The organism is Acidimicrobiia bacterium (assembly GCA_035948415.1).
Classification (GTDB): Bacteria; Actinomycetota; Acidimicrobiia; order IMCC26256; family PALSA-555; genus PALSA-555.
Window position 1 is genome coordinate 51,099 of record DASZJD010000106.1, and the last position, 14,580, is coordinate 65,678.

The 14,580-nt window shown below is 73.5% G+C and carries 14 protein-coding genes; all 14 read right to left on the reverse strand.

Going from position 1 to position 14,580, the window contains the following annotated elements; all coding sequences use genetic code 11:
* Window positions 1–238 precede the first annotated feature (238 nt).
* Complete coding sequence (gene proB, locus VG869_14650) at window positions 239–1,324, reverse strand: glutamate 5-kinase (protein HEV3452423.1); 1,086 nt, start codon at window positions 1,322–1,324, stop codon at window positions 239–241.
* On the reverse strand, window positions 1,321–2,568 hold the full coding sequence (gene obgE, locus VG869_14655) for a GTPase ObgE (protein HEV3452424.1): 1,248 nt from the start codon (window positions 2,566–2,568) through the stop codon (window positions 1,321–1,323). The genes proB and obgE overlap by 4 nt, the downstream gene beginning before the upstream one ends.
* Before the next feature lie 56 nt (window positions 2,569–2,624).
* Window positions 2,625–2,876, reverse strand: coding sequence for a 50S ribosomal protein L27 (gene rpmA, locus VG869_14660; GenBank protein HEV3452425.1), 252 nt, complete (start codon window positions 2,874–2,876; stop codon window positions 2,625–2,627).
* 7 nt (window positions 2,877–2,883) lie between these two features.
* Window positions 2,884–3,207: a 50S ribosomal protein L21 gene (gene rplU / locus VG869_14665; protein ID HEV3452426.1), complete on the reverse strand. Its 324-nt coding sequence runs from the start codon at window positions 3,205–3,207 to the stop codon at window positions 2,884–2,886.
* 14 nt (window positions 3,208–3,221) lie between these two features.
* Window positions 3,222–4,979, reverse strand: a complete 1,758-nt coding sequence (locus VG869_14670; protein ID HEV3452427.1) for an Rne/Rng family ribonuclease — start codon at window positions 4,977–4,979, stop codon at window positions 3,222–3,224.
* Window positions 4,980–4,997: 18 nt separating this feature from the next.
* On the reverse strand, window positions 4,998–5,741 hold the full coding sequence (locus tag VG869_14675; protein HEV3452428.1) for a TIGR03936 family radical SAM-associated protein: 744 nt from the start codon (window positions 5,739–5,741) through the stop codon (window positions 4,998–5,000).
* Window positions 5,731–7,662, reverse strand: coding sequence for a TIGR03960 family B12-binding radical SAM protein (locus VG869_14680; GenBank protein ID HEV3452429.1), 1,932 nt, complete (start codon window positions 7,660–7,662; stop codon window positions 5,731–5,733). The genes VG869_14675 and VG869_14680 overlap by 11 nt, the downstream gene beginning before the upstream one ends.
* Window positions 7,663–7,726: 64 nt before the next feature.
* On the reverse strand, window positions 7,727–8,917 hold the full coding sequence (locus tag VG869_14685; protein ID HEV3452430.1) for an FtsW/RodA/SpoVE family cell cycle protein: 1,191 nt from the start codon (window positions 8,915–8,917) through the stop codon (window positions 7,727–7,729).
* A 2-nt stretch (window positions 8,918–8,919) separates the two neighbouring features.
* Window positions 8,920–10,950, reverse strand: a complete 2,031-nt coding sequence (gene mrdA, locus VG869_14690) for a penicillin-binding protein 2 (GenBank protein HEV3452431.1) — start codon at window positions 10,948–10,950, stop codon at window positions 8,920–8,922.
* Window positions 10,951–11,073: 123 nt separating this feature from the next.
* The gene (gene mreD, locus VG869_14695; GenBank protein HEV3452432.1) at window positions 11,074–11,583 is read right to left on the reverse strand and encodes a rod shape-determining protein MreD; all 510 of its coding nucleotides are present in this window, start codon (window positions 11,581–11,583) and stop codon (window positions 11,074–11,076) included.
* 10 nt (window positions 11,584–11,593) lie between these two features.
* Window positions 11,594–12,445, reverse strand: coding sequence for a rod shape-determining protein MreC (gene mreC / locus VG869_14700; GenBank protein HEV3452433.1), 852 nt, complete (start codon window positions 12,443–12,445; stop codon window positions 11,594–11,596).
* 34 nt (window positions 12,446–12,479) lie between these two features.
* The gene (locus VG869_14705; GenBank protein HEV3452434.1) at window positions 12,480–13,520 is read right to left on the reverse strand and encodes a rod shape-determining protein; all 1,041 of its coding nucleotides are present in this window, start codon (window positions 13,518–13,520) and stop codon (window positions 12,480–12,482) included.
* Between the two features lie 138 nt (window positions 13,521–13,658).
* Window positions 13,659–14,096 (reverse strand): nucleoside-diphosphate kinase, encoded by a 438-nt coding sequence (gene ndk / locus VG869_14710; protein ID HEV3452435.1) that lies wholly within the window; start codon window positions 14,094–14,096, stop codon window positions 13,659–13,661.
* Between the two features lie 9 nt (window positions 14,097–14,105).
* Window positions 14,106–14,580, reverse strand: a 475-nt coding sequence (locus tag VG869_14715; protein ID HEV3452436.1) for a cyanophycin synthetase, incomplete at its 5' end; no start/stop codon positions are given.

Here is a 14,580-nt window from a genome sequence, read left to right on the forward strand (position 1 = left end):
ACCGGCGGGCCTCGAACGCCCTTTGGGGCATTCGGTACGCGGGAGGGCCGCGAGGCCGCGCCGTTGCGGTGTCCCGCCGGCGCGGGCCTCGCGCCGCACCTCCCGCCACGCGTCGGCCGCCTGAGCCCCCGGTTCGGCGGTGGCCCTCCCCCCGTCGGCCGACGACGAGTGGGGGGAAGTGTGTCCCTTGTCACGCCCGGGCGCAAGGGCACCCCGCCGATTTTTCGGGCGCCGCGGCTCAGGCCAGCACGACGAGGTCGTCGCGGTGGATGACCTCGTGGGGGGCGCCCTCGGGGAGCTCGCCGGTCTTGCGGCCCGCCACCCGGCGGAGGGTGGCGCTGTCGTAGCGGACCAGGCCCTTCGCGAACGCGGCGCCGTCGTCGCTGACAACCTCGACGGCGTCGTCGGCGTCGAAGCGGCCGTCGACGCCCCGGACCCCGGCCGGCAGCAGCGACCGGTGGTCCTCGGCGAGGGCCCGGCGGGCCCCCGCGTCGACGACGACCCGACCGGCGGCGCCGCGAGCGAACGCGATCCAGAGCTTCCGGCTCGACAGGCGGGTGGCGCGGGGGCGAACGAGGGTGCCGACGGGCTGGGCCTCGATGGCCCGGCACAGCACGCCGGGCTCCTCGGCGGCGGCGATCACCGTTCGGACGCCGGACCACGCCGCGATCTTGGCCGCCGCCAGCTTGCTCGCCATGCCGCCGCTCCCCCGGTCGCTCCCGGCGCCGCCGGCGACCGCCTCGAGGGCGGCGTCGACCTCGACGATCTCCTCGATGAGCGAGGCCCGGTGGTCGAGGCGGGGGTCGGCGGTGAACAGCCCGTCGGTGTCGGTCAGCAGGACCAGCACGTCGGCGCCGACGAGGTGGGAGACGAGCGCCGCCAGCCGGTCGTTGTCGCCGTAGCGGATCTCGTCGTCGGCGACGGTGTCGTTCTCGTTCACGACCGGCACCACGCCGAGCTCGAGGAGGCAGGCCAGGGTCTGGCGGGCGTGCAGGTACTGCGACCGCTGCCCGAAGTCGTGCGGCGTGAGCAGCACCTGCCCGGCGACGAGCCCGCGCGCCGCGAGCAGCGCCGAGACCCGCTCCATGAGCCGGGGCTGGCCCACGGCCGCGACCGCCTGCAGCGCGCCGAGGTCGTCGGGGCGCTCCGTGAGCCCCAGCGCGGGGAGCCCGGCCGCGATCGCCCCCGAGGAGACGAGCACGACGACGTGACCGGCGGCGCGGGCGGCGGCCAGCTCGTCGCCGAGCTTGGCGAGGGCGGCGGCGTCGAGCTCGCCCGTCTCGCGGGTGATCGAGGAGGTCCCGACCTTGACCACGGCCTTCATCGGTCGGGCGCGTCCTCGACGTACTCGAGCTCGACCGCGCCGACGCGCACCACGTCACCGTCGCGCGCACCGGCGCGGGTGAGGGCCCGCTCCACGCCGAGACGCCGGAAGCGGTCGCGCACGTAGGCGAGCGCGCCGGCGTCGGTGAGGTCCGTCATGGCCACGACCCGCTCGGCGGCTCGGCCGGCGACGCGCCAGGCCCCGTCGTCGTCGCGCGCCACGACGAAGCCGTCCTCGTGGGGCCGGAGCACGACGACGCCGGCGCGAGGCGGCGCGACGTCGCGCGCCTCGGCGACCAGCGCGCCGAGCTGGCGGACGAACGTGTCGAGGCCGGCGTGGGTCACCGCCGACACGCGGAGGCCGGGCACCGACGCGGTGGCGACGTCGGCCTTCGTGCCGACGACGAGGCGGGGCCGGTCGAGCAGCTCGGGCCGATAGCGGCGCAGCTCCTCGAGCAGGGTGCGCTCCTGGTCGGCGGGGCTGCGCCCGTCGACGGCGGCGAGGTCGAGCAGCAGCACCAGCACGCGGGCCCGCTCCACGTGGCGGAGGAACCGGTGCCCGAGGCCGCGCCCGTCGGCGGCGCCCTCGACGAGACCCGGGATGTCGGCGAGGACGAACTCGTGGCCGTCGGCGCGCACCACGCCGAGGTGCGGCTCGAGGGTCGTGAACGGGTAGTCGGCGACCTTCGGCCGGGCCGCGCTCACCGACGCGATGAGCGTCGACTTGCCCGCGTTTGGGAATCCGACGAGGGCGGCGTCGGCGACCAGCTGCACCTCGAGCCGCAGCCAGCGCTCCTCCCCGTACTCGCCCTGCTGCGCGAACCCCGGCGCCCGCCGCCGGTTGGTCAGGAAGCGGGCGTTGCCCCGCCCGCCGCGGCCGCCGCGGGCGGCCACGTAGCGGTCGCCGGGGGCGACGAGGTCGGCGACGAGCTCCCCGCCCCGTTCCCGCACGACCGTCCCCTCGGGGACGCCGACGACGAGGTCGGCCCCGCGGACGCCGTGCCGCCGCCGCCCGGAGCCGTGGCCCCCCGACCCGGCCCGGCGGTGCGGGTGGTCGCGGAAGCCGAGGAGCGAGGCCACGTTGCGGTCGGCCTCGAGCACCAGGTCGCCGCCGTGGCCGCCGTCGCCGCCGTCCGGCCCGCCGCGGGCCACGTGGGCCTCCCGCCGGAACGACACCGCGCCGGCCCCGCCGTCCCCGCCCCGCAGGTTGACCTGCACCTCGTCGACGAAGGAGGACCGGGCCATGACCCGAGGATAGGGAGAGGGTGGCCGGGGGGCGGGACCCGTTCGGGTCGCGCCGCTCAGGGCGAGACGACGTCGACGAGCTTGCGGCCCTTGCGGCGCACGAAGCGGACGGTGCCGTCGGCGGTGGCGAAGAGGGTGTCGTCGCCGCCCCGCCCGACGTTGTCGCCCGGGTGCAGGCGGGTGCCCCGCTGGCGGACCAGGATGGCGCCGGCCCGCACCGGCGCGCCGGCGCCGACCTTGACCCCGAGCCGCTGCGCGGCGGAGTCACGCCCGTTGCGGGACGACGCGGCACCCTTCTTCTTCGACATGGTCCCCTCAGCCTGCCGCGATCTCGGTGATCTCGACCAGCGAGTAGCGCTGGCGGTGCCCCCACCGGCGCCGCTGGTTCGACTTGGCCTTGTAGGTGGAGGCCCGGATCTTCGTGCCCTTCCCCTCCTCGACCACGCGGCCCACGACTCGGGCCGCGCCGAGTTGGTCCGGGGTCGCGAGCACCCGGTCCCCGTCGACGAGCAGGACCGGGGCCAGCTCGACCTCGTCGCCGGCGTCGGCGCCGAGGCGCTCGACCTGGAGCCGCTGGCCCCGTTCGACCCGGTACTGCTTGCCGCCGGTGTGCACCACCGCGTACATCGGAACCTCCATGAGCGGCGGCGATCCTACTGCAGCTCCTCGAGGAGGCTCTCCTCGAGGAGGTAGCCGCGCCCCTGACAGGTCGGGCACGTCTCGCTCATCGACTCGACGAGGCCCTCCGACACGCGCTTGCGCGTCATCTCGACGATCCCGAGCTCGGAGATGTCGAAGGCCTGGGCGCGCGTCTTGTCGCGAGCCAGGGCGCTGCGGAAGGCCCGGATGACCTCCTCGCGGTTGGCCCTCACCTCCATGTCGATGAAGTCGATGACGATGATCCCGCCGATGTCTCGGAGCCGCAGCTGCCGGGCGATCTCGTCGGCCGCCTCCAGGTTGTTGCGGAAGACCGTCTCCTCGAGGCTCGACGAGCCGACGTTCTTGCCCGTGTTGACGTCGATGACGGTGAGTGCCTCGGTGCGGTCGACGACGAGCGACCCCCCGGACGGCAGCCACACCTTCCGGTCGAGCGCCTTCAGCAGCTGCTCGTTCACGTGGTGCCGCTCGAAGAGGGGCAGCCCCTCCTCCTCGGCGTCGTAGTACTCGACCCGCTCGGCCAGCTCCGGCGTCACCGCCTCGATGTACGCCCGCACCTCCTCGTAGAGGGCGCGGTCGTCGATGAGCACGCCGCGGTACTCCTTCGTGAACTCCTCGCGCACGATCCGCAGCGGCAGCGGCGGCTCCTGGTACAGGAGCCGGGCCGGCTTCGACCGGGCCGCCAGCGCCGAGATCTGCTCCCACTGGTCCCGGAGGCGGGCCACGTCGCGCTCGAGCTCCTCGTCCGCGGCTCCCTCCGCCGCGGTCCGCACGATGAGGCCGGCGTCCGGGGGCCGGAGCCCCTCGAGGACCCGTCGGAGGCGTCGCCGCTCGTCGTCGGGGAGCCGCTTCGAGATGCCGTGGGTCTGCGGCTCGCCGGGGACCATCACCACGAACCGGCCCGCGAGGCTGACCTCCTGGGTGAGGCGGGCGCCCTTGGCCCCGATCGGGTTCTTCGTGACCTGCACGACGACGCTCTGGCCCGCCTTCAGGAGCCGCTCGATTCGGGGCTGCTTCTCCTCCACCTCGTCGGGGTCGAAGCTCACGTCGCCCCGGTACAGGACGCCGTTCTTCGGGGTGCCGATGTCGACGAAGGCCGCCTCCATGCCCGGGAGCACGTTCTGGACCCGGCCGAGGTAGATGTTGCCGTCGATCGAGGTGTCGGCGTCGGTGGTGGTCGTGACCGAGTGCTCAACGAGCACCCGTCCCTCGAGCAGCGCCAGGTGGGTGTGCCCGTTCGGACGGACGTGGACGAGGAGCTGGTAGCGGCCCGCCGGCCGTCCCTTGCGGGTCCGGCCGCGGCGACGCTCGCGCTGCTCGGCGTCGAGCTCGTCGAGGTCGACGCCGGCGCCGACGCCGAGGTCGGCCTTCACGACGTCGTCGGTGCGGGCGGGGCTGGACCCTCGGCCCCGGCCGCCGCGCCGGCGGCGCCGCGGGGTCGGCTCCGCCGCCGGTCGGCTCGGGGCGGGCCGACGGTCGCCGATCTTCGGCCGCGCGGCCGGAGCCGGCGCGTCGCCGTCCGGCTCGTCGGGGTCCGGCTCGCCGGCGGGCTCGTCGCCGGCGGGACCGCCGGCGCTCGGCTTCCGTCGGTTGCGGCCGCCCCGCGAGCCGCGGCGGCGGCGTCGGCGGGGGGCGGCGCCGTCGCCGTCAGGCGAGGCGGCGGGTCCCGGCTCGGCCGGGCCGGTGGGGGTGGCCGGCGACGCGTCGCCGCCGGGGGTGGTGGAGGCGGTGGCCTCCGGGGTCTCGTCGGACATCGATCGATCCTTTGCTCGTCACGCGCACGCCTCCAGCGCACGCGCGTCCGCCCCCGAGGGGGCGGACGGGGCGAGATCGGCTGCCAGCGGCTCCCGCCGCGCGCCGTCCCGCTCGATCCATTGGTGGGTGCGGAGCACCCGGTCTTCGCCCTCGCCCGGCTCGGTGCCGAGGAGGGTTCGCAGCGCGGTCAGCACCTCGGCCGGTCGCGCCGCCCGCGGTCGGGTGGAGAGCTCGACGTCGACGCCGTCGGCGTCGACGGTGAGGCTCCGCAGGCTCGGCGCCACGTCGACGGTCACGGGTCGACCCTTCCGGGCGCTGGCCACCACGAGGGTGGTCGCGTCGCCGGCCGCGGCGGCGGCGTCGACGATCGCGGCGGCGTCGACGTCGGCGAGCCGCAACGTGTAGGCGACCGCGGTCACCGACTCCTGGAGGGCCGGGGCCCGCGGCGCCAGCGCCGCCGCGCCGGTCACGGCCAGACCGGGCGGCAGCCCGGCGGTGAGGAGCCCGGGCAGCTCGGCGGGTCCCGCCGGCTCCCGCAGCTCGACGTCGAGGTACTCGGCCCGGCTCTCGTGCCCCACGCCGAGCGCCAGCCCGAAGCTGACCTTCGGACGGGGCGCGAAGCCGGCGGTGAACGCCACCGGCAGGCCGGCGACGCGCAGGGCCCGCTCGAAGGCCCGGGCCACGTCCCGGTGCGACACGAACCGCACCTTGCCCTCCTTCGCGAAGCGCAGCCGCACCGGGTGGCCGGCCTCACCGCGCACGCGCCACCTCCCGGAACTCGACCGGGACCGTCCCCCCGGCCGCGAGCTCCTGGCCCGTCCCCTGGCTGCCGCCGGCGGGCGGCACCGGCGAGCCGACGACGTGCTCGAGGGCGTGGTCGGTGCACACGCCGCAGTCGTAGCAGGGCGTCCACCGGCAGTCGGGGAGGCCGTGCTCGGCGAGCGCCGCCTGCCAGTCGTCCCAGAGGAAGTCGTCGTGCAGCCCGGCCGAGAGGTGCGCCCACGGGAGCAGCTCCTCGCGGGCGCGGTGCCGGGTGACGTACCAGTCGGGGTCGAGACCCTCGGCGCTCATGGCCGCCAGCCAGCAGGACAGGTCGAAGCGCTCGCTCCACTCCTGGAACGTGGCGCCGGCCCGCCACACCCGCTCGATGACCCGGCCGACGCGCCGGTCCCCGCGGCTGGCGATCCCCTCCGCGAACGTCGCCTCGGGGTCGTGCCAGCGCAGCTGGGCCCCCGACCGCCGCAGCCCGTCGCGCAGCAGCCCGACCTTGCGGCGCAGCTCGGGGACGCCGTTCTGGCCGAACCACTGGAACGGGGTGTGCGGCTTCGGGACGAACCCGCCGACCGACACGGTGGCGGTCGCGCCGCGGACGTGGCGACGCCCGATGCGGACCACGGCCCGGGCCAGCTCGGCGATGCCGAGGGTGTCCTCGTCGGTCTCGGTCGGCAGGCCGACCATGAAGTAGAGCTTCACGCGCCGCCACCCCTGCGAGTAGGCGGCGTCGACCGACGCGTACAGGTCCTCCTCGGTGATGAGCTTGTTGATGACCTGGCGCAGCCGCCACGAGCCCGCCTCCGGCGCGAACGTGAGCCCGGTGCGCCGCACCCGCTGGATCTCGCTCGCCAGCCCGACCGTGAAGGCGTCGACGCGCAGCGACGGCAGCGACAGGCTCACGCAGCCGGTCCCCTCCTGGTCGCGCACGAGGTCGGCCACCACCCCCTCGATCCCCGAGAAGTCGGCCGTGGACAGGGACGTGAGCGCGACCTCGTCGTAGCCGCTGCGGCGCAGCCCCTCCCGGACCATCGTCCGCACCTGCTCCGCCGGCCGCTCCCGCACCGGGCGGGTGATCATGCCCGCCTGGCAGAAGCGGCAGCCGCGCGTGCAGCCCCGGAAGACCTCGACGTTCAGCCGGTCGTGGACCACCTCGACGAGCGGCACCAGCTGGTGCTTCGGGTAGGGCCAGTCGGCGAGGTCGGCAACGGTGCGCTTCTCGACCCGCTCGGGGACGTCGTCGAACCGGGGCCGCACCCCGGCGAGGAACGGGCCGTCGTACTCGACCTCGTACATCGACGGGACGTAGACCCCCGGCACGGCGGCCAGGGCGCGCAGCACGTCGGCCCGGCCCCGCCGGCCGCGTCGGGCCAGGACGGCGGTGATCTCGCCGACCACCTCCTCGCCGTCGCCGAGCACGAAGGCGTCGACGAAGTCGGCGAGCGGCTCGGGGTTGTAGGCGCAGTGCCCACCGGCGACGACGAGGGGGTCGTCGTCGCCGCGGTCCTCGCCCCGCACGGCCACCCCGGCCAGATCGAGGCAGTTCAGCAGGTTCGTGTAGACGAGCTCGGCCGACAGGTTGAAGGCGAGCACGTCGAAGGCCCGGGCCGGCCGGTGCGTCTCGAGCGAGAACAGAGGCAGCTGCCGCGCGCGGAGCAGCGCCTCGAGGTCGACCCACGGGGCGTAGGCGCGCTCGGCGACCGCGTCGGGACGCTCGTTCAGGATCTCGTAGAGGATCTGGAGCCCCTGGTTGGGCAGGCCGATCTCGTAGGTGTCCGGGTACACGAGCAGCCAGGCGACGTCGTCGGGCCGGTGCTCGGGTTGGACGCTGCCGGACTCCATCCCGATGTAGCGGGCGGGTTTCTCGACCTTGGTGAGGAGGGGTTCGATCCTCGGCCACAGGGTGGTCATTGCTGCCACCATCCTACCGGTCCGGCGGCCCCGTCGCCGCGGCACGGCCGGCGGGCCGCGGCGGTCAGTCGAAGCGGCGGGCGTAGACGTTGGCCACCAGGGCCACCGAGGCGCAGCTCGTGATGAGGCTGGAGCCGCCGTAGCTCATGAACGGCAGCGGGATGCCGGTCACGGGCATGATGCCCATCGTCATGCCGATGTTCTCGAAGATCTGGAACGCGAAGACGGCCAGGACGCCGGCGCACACGAGCGCCCCGTAGAAGTCGGCGGCGAGCCGGGCGGTTCGCCAGGTCCGCCACAGCACCAGCGCGAAGAGGCCGAGCAGCGTCGCGGCGCCGACGAACCCCAGCTCCTCGCCGACGGCCGTGAAGATGAAGTCGGTCTGCTGCTCGGGCACGAACCCGAGGCGGGTCTGGGAGCCCTTGAAGAGGCCGCGGCCGGTGAACCCGCCGATGGCGATCGTCTGCTTCGACTGGTTCTGGTTGTAGGCGGCGCCCTGCTTGGCCTTGGCGCCGCTCGAGAAGACGGTCGTCAGCCGGTCGATCTGGTACTGCTTCAGGAGCCCGAGGCTGACGACGCCGAAGATCAGGGTCGCCCCGAGCAGGGTGAGGGCGACGAGGTAGCGGCCGGGGACGCCGGCCACGGCCATCAGCCCGATCACGGCGAAGATCAGGACGACGTTCGTGCCGAGGTCGCCCTGCAGCTGCACGAGCCCGATCGGCACGAGGGCCAGGCCGACGAGCACGGTGAGCCGCCACGGGTTGATGTCGTCGCGGTGCTCGTTCACATAGCCGGCGAGGGCGACGACCAGGCCGAACTTGGCCAGCTCCGCGGGCTGGAGCTGAAAGCCGAACGGGAGCTGGAACCAGGCCTGGTGGCCCTTGACCTTCGACCCGATCGGGGACAGGACGAAGAACAGGGAGGCGACCGTGCCGAGGTACGCGAGCAGGGAGAAGTCGCGCAGCTTCCGGTAGTCGATGCGCAGCAGCACGATGCCGACGCCGATCCCGAGCACCAAGGCCAGCGCCTGGCGCTTCAGGAAGTACGTCGAGTCGCCGCCGACGATGCTGCGCGACGACGAGTAGATCATGAGCAGACCCATGCAGACGATGGCCAGGCAGGCGCCGATGAGCACCCAGTCGAGGCGCATGGTCAGGTCGGCGTCGAGGAGCACCCGCCGTCGACGGGACGTCGCGTACGAGCTCGTGTACGACGGAGCGTTCACGTAGCGACGCCGGGGGTAGGAGACGGCCATCGTCAGTCGTTCTTCGTCGGGGCGATCTGCACCGGCGCCGGGCTCGCGTTGCCGTTCAGGGTCTCGATGATCCGGCGGGCGATCGGCGCCGCCACGGTGCCGCCGAAGCCGGCCTGCTCCACGTTCACGACCACCACGTACTGGGGCTGGCTCGGGTCGGTCGGGTCGGGGTTCACGAGGCCGACGAACCACGACGTGTCCTCGGTGCCCGTCGGCTGCTGCGCCGTCCCGGTCTTGCCCGCGATCGGGAGCCCCTGGTAGCCGCTGAACGCGGCCGCCGCGGTGCCGTCGTTCGCGGTCACCGCCCCGACCAGGCCGGGCATGATCTGGGCCCGGATGTCGGGGCTGACGCTGACCTTGCGCGTCTCTTGGGGCGGGAGCTCGCGCACGACGGTCTTGCCGTCGGGGGCGAGCACCCGGCTGGCCAGCCGCGGCGAGTACAGGGTGCCGCCGTTGATGAACGCCGCGTAGGCGTCGGCGAGCTGCAGCGGCGTCACGAGGACGTCACCCTGCCCGACCGCCACGTTCAGGCTGTCACCGGGCAGCCAGTCGCGTGAGAAGGGGTCGGGGTTGCCTTGGTTGACCTGCGCCTTGAAGGTGCGGTCCGGGATGCGCCCGCTCGCCTCCTGCGGGAGCCCGATCCCGCTCGGCCGCCCGAAGCCGAACTGCTTGGCCACGGTCTGGACGCCGTAGCCCTTGGCGTGGTCGGCCTTCGGGGTCGCGCCGTACGGGCAGCTGATCGCCCCGCAGTTCCAGAGGTCGAAGAACCGGAGGCCGAGGTTGTAGAAGTAGACGTCGCTCGACACCTCGATGGCGTGCGGCAGGTCCACGATGCCGTGCGGCGTCTTGGCGGCGTTGCAGAACGACTGCGGGTTGCTCGCCGACCCGAACTTGATGCACCCGTTGTCGTTGAAGGTATAGGTGCTCGTGTTCGGCACCGCGGCCCCGTACTGGAGGGCAGCGATCGCGGTCATCAGCTTGAACGTCGACCCGGGCGGGTAGAGGCCCTGCGTCGCGCGGTTCAGCAGCGGGAAGTGCATCGCCGGGTCGGCCAGGGCCTGGAACTGGTCCTGGGGGATCCCGCTCGTGAACTGGCTCACCTGGTACTCGGGGGCCGATGCCAGCGCGACGACGGAGCCGTCGCGCGCGTTGAGCACGACCGCCGCCCCGCCGGTTCCACCGAAGTTCTTCAGCTGGCTCGTCACCTTGGTGTCGCGGTAGCCCTGGACCTGGGTGATCCCCTCCTGCAGCGCGACCTGCGCCTCGTGCTGCACGGTGGCGTCCATCGTCAGCTGGATGCTGTTGCCGGTCTTGGCGGGCGTGTCGTTCAGGACCCGCACCACGCGGCCCCGGCTGTTCACCTCGAGCTTGCGGACGTGGGGCGTCCCGCGCAGCTCGTGCTCGAAGACCTGCTCGACGCCGTCCTTCCCGATCACGTCCTCCGGGGTGTAGCGGTCGTGCGGGTGCACCTTGAGGTCGTGGCCGTTCACGGCGCCGATGTAACCGAGCAGGTGGGAGGCGAGGTCGCCGGGGGGTGCGGGGTTGGCGTACGGGTAGACACGGACGCTGCGCTGGGTCGCGATCACCCCCGGGAACTCCTGCGGCCGCTCCTTGATCTTCACGAGCGTGTCGTAGGACAGGTCGTCCTTGATCGGGATCGGCTGGTACAAGGTCAGGCGGGGGTCGTGGATCTGCTTCCAGAGGTTGGCCTCGGTCACCGGCTTCACCGGGGTGGAGAGCAACGGCGCCAGGTTGTGGACCGTGACCTTGAGCTGGCTCAGCGCGACCCCGCGCTGGATCTGGAGCGAGGTGACGAGGCGGTTCTCGACCACGACCTTGCCGCTGGCGTCGAGGATGCTGCCCCGCGCGCCGGGGTCGGTGACGACCCGGGTGCGGTTGGCCTGGGTCGCGGCCGCGTAGCTGCTCGAGGAGGCCACCTGCAGGAACCACAGCCGGCCGAGCAGCCCGAAGAACAGCAGCGCGATCACGCCACCGATGACCGACAGCCGCAGCCGGCTGTTGCCCTCGGTCACGCGTCGATCACCCCGCTCCGCCTCTCGCTGTGTCGCTCGAGCCCACGGTCCGCCGGCTGGGCGCCGCCGGCCGCCCCGGGGCAGCGAGACCAGCAGCGGGCTCGCGGCAAGGTGGGAGAAAGCCTAGCGAGGGGGCCACGCCTGACCGAGGTCAGTCCGCGACGCCCAGCGCACGAACGGGAACACGGCGCTGGCGACGAGCGCGTCGTACAGCGAGGCGACGATGACGACCTGGATGCTGTGGGCCATGAGCAGCTCGTCGTGGCCGGCGATGCCGCCCACGAGGATGAAGATGACGTTGCCGACCAGGCCGCCCACGCCGCCGAGCAGCGGCGCGATGCCGCGCGACTCCCGGATGAGCCCGCTCTGGAACAGCCCGACGCCGTAGCCGGTGAGGGCGAACGCCAGCGCGGAGAGCCCGAGCGGCGTGGTGAGGAAGAGGTCGGTGGCGAGACCGCTCGCGAAGCCGAAGAGGGAGCCGGACAGCGGTCCCGAGTTGTAGGCCATGGCGACGGTCGCCACGAGGCAGAGGTCGGGGACGGCGTCGAACACGCGCAGGTGCGTGAACACGGTCGTCTGGAGGACGACGAGGGTGATGACGACCAGGACCAGTCGGATGCGGCGGATGCCCACGAGCCGACGATCACCTGCCCGTCGGCGCCGCGGTCGGGTCAGGCCACCGGAGGACCTTGACGAAGTCGAGGTTGTCGAGGCTGACGAGGGGCGCGGCCGTGATCGTCGGGGCCAGGTCCTGGGCCTGCTTCGAGTAGCTGACGATGGTGGCGACGGGCAGGTCGGGCGGGAAGGCCGAGTTCGACACCGCCGAGGTGAAGAGGAGCTCGCCCTTCTGCGCCCGGACCTGGTTGTCGGAGAGGAACCCGATGCGCAGGTCGCGGTCCCCGGCTCGGGCTTGGGTGATGCCGACCGCGTTGCTCACCTCGAAGCGGACGCCGACCCCGAGGCTGGGGCTGTCGATGAGGGTCACCGTGGCTTGGTGGCTGGCGACCTGGGTGATCGTGCCGACCAGCCCGTCGCCGGTGACGACGGGGTAGCCGACGCGGATGCCGCGGCTCGAGCCCTTGTTGATGTCGACGGTGCGCTCGAAGTTGCCGGGGGCGCCGCCGGTGACCCGGGCCGCGACGCCGGTGGCGTCCTCGACGGTGGGGAGGTCGAGCAGCTTCTCGAGCTGCCCGACCTCGGCGCCGACGCCCCGGTTGCGGCGCAGCTGGCCTCGCAGCGTGGCCACCTCGCGCTTCAGGCCGGCGTTCTGGTCCTTCACCGACCCGTAGTCCGTGATCCCGCCGGCGACGTCGCGGAGGGGCTGGAACGCGCTGTCGACGACCGACTGCACCGGGGAGATGACGTTGTGCGCGGCCGAGTGGAGCGAGCCGGTCACGCCGGTGCCCCCCGAGTCGAACGAGATCAGCAGCACCGCGGTGACGACGAGGACCGTGAGCAGCGACCGACCCCGCAGATCCCGCCGATAGACGACCATGAGCGTCTCGCCTCAGAGAGCCGGAGGGCTCGGATCAGTCGTCGGGTCCGCTGATCAGCACCTGCCGGAGCACGTCGAACTGCTCGAGGCAGCGGCCCGAGCCGAGCACCACCGCGAACAGCGCGTTCTTGGAGCGCCGCACCGGCATCCCGGTCTCGGCCTGGACCGCGGCGTCGAGGCCGAGCAGCAGCGCGCCGCCACCGGCCAGCATGATTCCGCGCTCCATGACGTCGGCGGCCAGCTCGGGGGGCGTCTTGTCGAGGGTGACCTTCACCGCGTCGATGATCGCGGCCACCGGCTCCTCGATCGCCTCCCGGACCTCCTCGGTGGAGACGGTCACGGTGCGCGGAAGCCCGGTCACGAGGTCGCGGCCTCGGATCTCGGCGTAGAACTCCTCTTGGAGGGGGTAGGCGCTGGCCAGCTGGTGCTTGATGTCCTCGGCGGTTCGCTCCCCGAGCGCCAGCGAGTACTCGCGCTTCATGAACTGGAGGATCGCCTCGTCGAACTCGTCGCCGGCGACCTGGCTGGCCTCGCTCGCCACGATGCCGCCCATCGAGATGACCGCCACCTCGGTGGTCCCGCCGCCGATGTCGACGATCATGTTGCCGGCCGGCTCGTGGATCGGGAGGCCGGAGCCGATGGCGGCGGCCATCGGCTCCTCGATGACCATCACCGGGCTGCGGGCGCCGGCGAACTCAGCCGCCTCCTGCACGGCTCGCCGCTCCACCCCGGTGATGCCCGAGGGGATGCAGATGACCATCCGAGGCTTGGCCCAGCGGTTCCGCTGGTGGACCCGCTGGATGAAGTACCGGAGCATCTTCTCGCAGATGTCGAAGTCGGCGATCACCCCGTCCTTCAGCGGCCGGATGGCCTCGATGTGACCCGGGGTGCGGCCGAGCATCCGCTTGGCCTGGGCGCCGACGGCCACGAGCTGCCCGCTGCGGACGTCGAGGGTGACGATCGAGGGCTCGTTGAGGACGATTCCCTGGCCGCGGACGTACACCACCGTGTTCGCGGTGCCGAGATCGACCGCCATGTCGCGGCCGATGACGTTGGTGTACCAAGGCGCGTTCACAGACCATCCGGTCGGGTCACGAGGTCCGGGAGACGGCACAGGCTAGGACCTCCTGGGAGGGACGGTCCAGCCGTCCTCCCTGGGGTGGTGCGGCCGTCGCTCCACCCGACGGCCGGGGCCCGTCGATTCAACCAGCCGTCACTCCGCCGACCGCGCATCCCCGGCGTCCAGGTTCGGGAAGAAGAGGGCGATCTCGCGCGCGGCGGACTCGGGCCCGTCGGAGCCGTGGACCAGGTTCTCGCTGGTGTCGAGGGCGAGGTCGCCGCGGATCGTGCCCGGGTCGGCCTGACGGGGGTCGGTGGCGCCCATGAGGCGGCGGACCACGGCCCACGTGTCGGGGCCCCCCTCGACGACCATCGCGACGAGCGGGCCGCGGGTGATGAAGGCGACGACGTCCTCGAAGAAGGGCTTCCCGCGGTGCTCGTCGTAGTGACGCTCGGCCAGTCCCCGGTCGATCCGTCGTCGGTCGAGGGCGACGACGCGCAGGCCTTTGCGCTCCAAGCGGCCGACGATCTCGCCGACCAGCCCGCGCTCCACCGCGTCGGGCTTGCAGAGCACGAGGGTTCGGGCGCTCACCGCCGGACCCTATTCCGGGTCGGAGGGCCGGCCGCCGGTCGGCGCCCGGCGTCGGGCCGCGGCGCGCGCGGCGCCGGCCACGTACAGCGACCCGGTCACCACGACCTGGCCCGACGGTGGCGTCGCCGCCAGCGCGGCGTCGAGGGCGTCGCCGACGTCGGGGACGGCCTCGACCCGGTCGACGCCGAGCCCGAGCCGCCGGGCCGCCGCCGCCACCTCCTCGGCCGGTCGGGCCCGGGGGCTCGGCGGCTCGCAGGCGACGACCAGGGCCGGGTCGGGGACCCCGAAGGCCGAGAGCATCTCGTCGGGGTCCTTCTCCCGGAGCAGGCCCACGACGAGGGTGCGGTCGGCGGCCGGGAACTCCTCGGCCAGGGCCTCGCGCAGCGCATGGGCACCGGCCACGTTGTGCGCGCCGTCGAGGAGGACCAGCGGCGCGTGACCGACGACTTCGAGCCGGCCCGGCGCGCGCGCCCGGCCGCACACC

Excerpts from the sequence above, each read along its gene's own strand:
- rplU (HEV3452426.1), bottom strand. The coding sequence starts at position 3,207 with ATGGAGGTTCCGATGTACGCGGTGGTGCACACCGGCGGCAAGCAGTAC.
- proB (HEV3452423.1), bottom strand. The coding sequence starts at position 1,324 with ATGAAGGCCGTGGTCAAGGTCGGGACCTCCTCGATCACCCGCGAGACG.
- VG869_14670 (HEV3452427.1), bottom strand. The coding sequence starts at position 4,979 with ATGTCCGACGAGACCCCGGAGGCCACCGCCTCCACCACCCCCGGCGGC.
- VG869_14685 (HEV3452430.1), bottom strand. The coding sequence starts at position 8,917 with ATGGCCGTCTCCTACCCCCGGCGTCGCTACGTGAACGCTCCGTCGTAC.
- mreC (HEV3452433.1), bottom strand. The coding sequence starts at position 12,445 with ATGGTCGTCTATCGGCGGGATCTGCGGGGTCGGTCGCTGCTCACGGTC.
- rpmA (HEV3452425.1), bottom strand. The coding sequence starts at position 2,876 with ATGTCGAAGAAGAAGGGTGCCGCGTCGTCCCGCAACGGGCGTGACTCC.
- obgE (HEV3452424.1), bottom strand. The coding sequence starts at position 2,568 with ATGGCCCGGTCCTCCTTCGTCGACGAGGTGCAGGTCAACCTGCGGGGC.
- VG869_14680 (HEV3452429.1), bottom strand. The coding sequence starts at position 7,662 with ATGACCACCCTGTGGCCGAGGATCGAACCCCTCCTCACCAAGGTCGAG.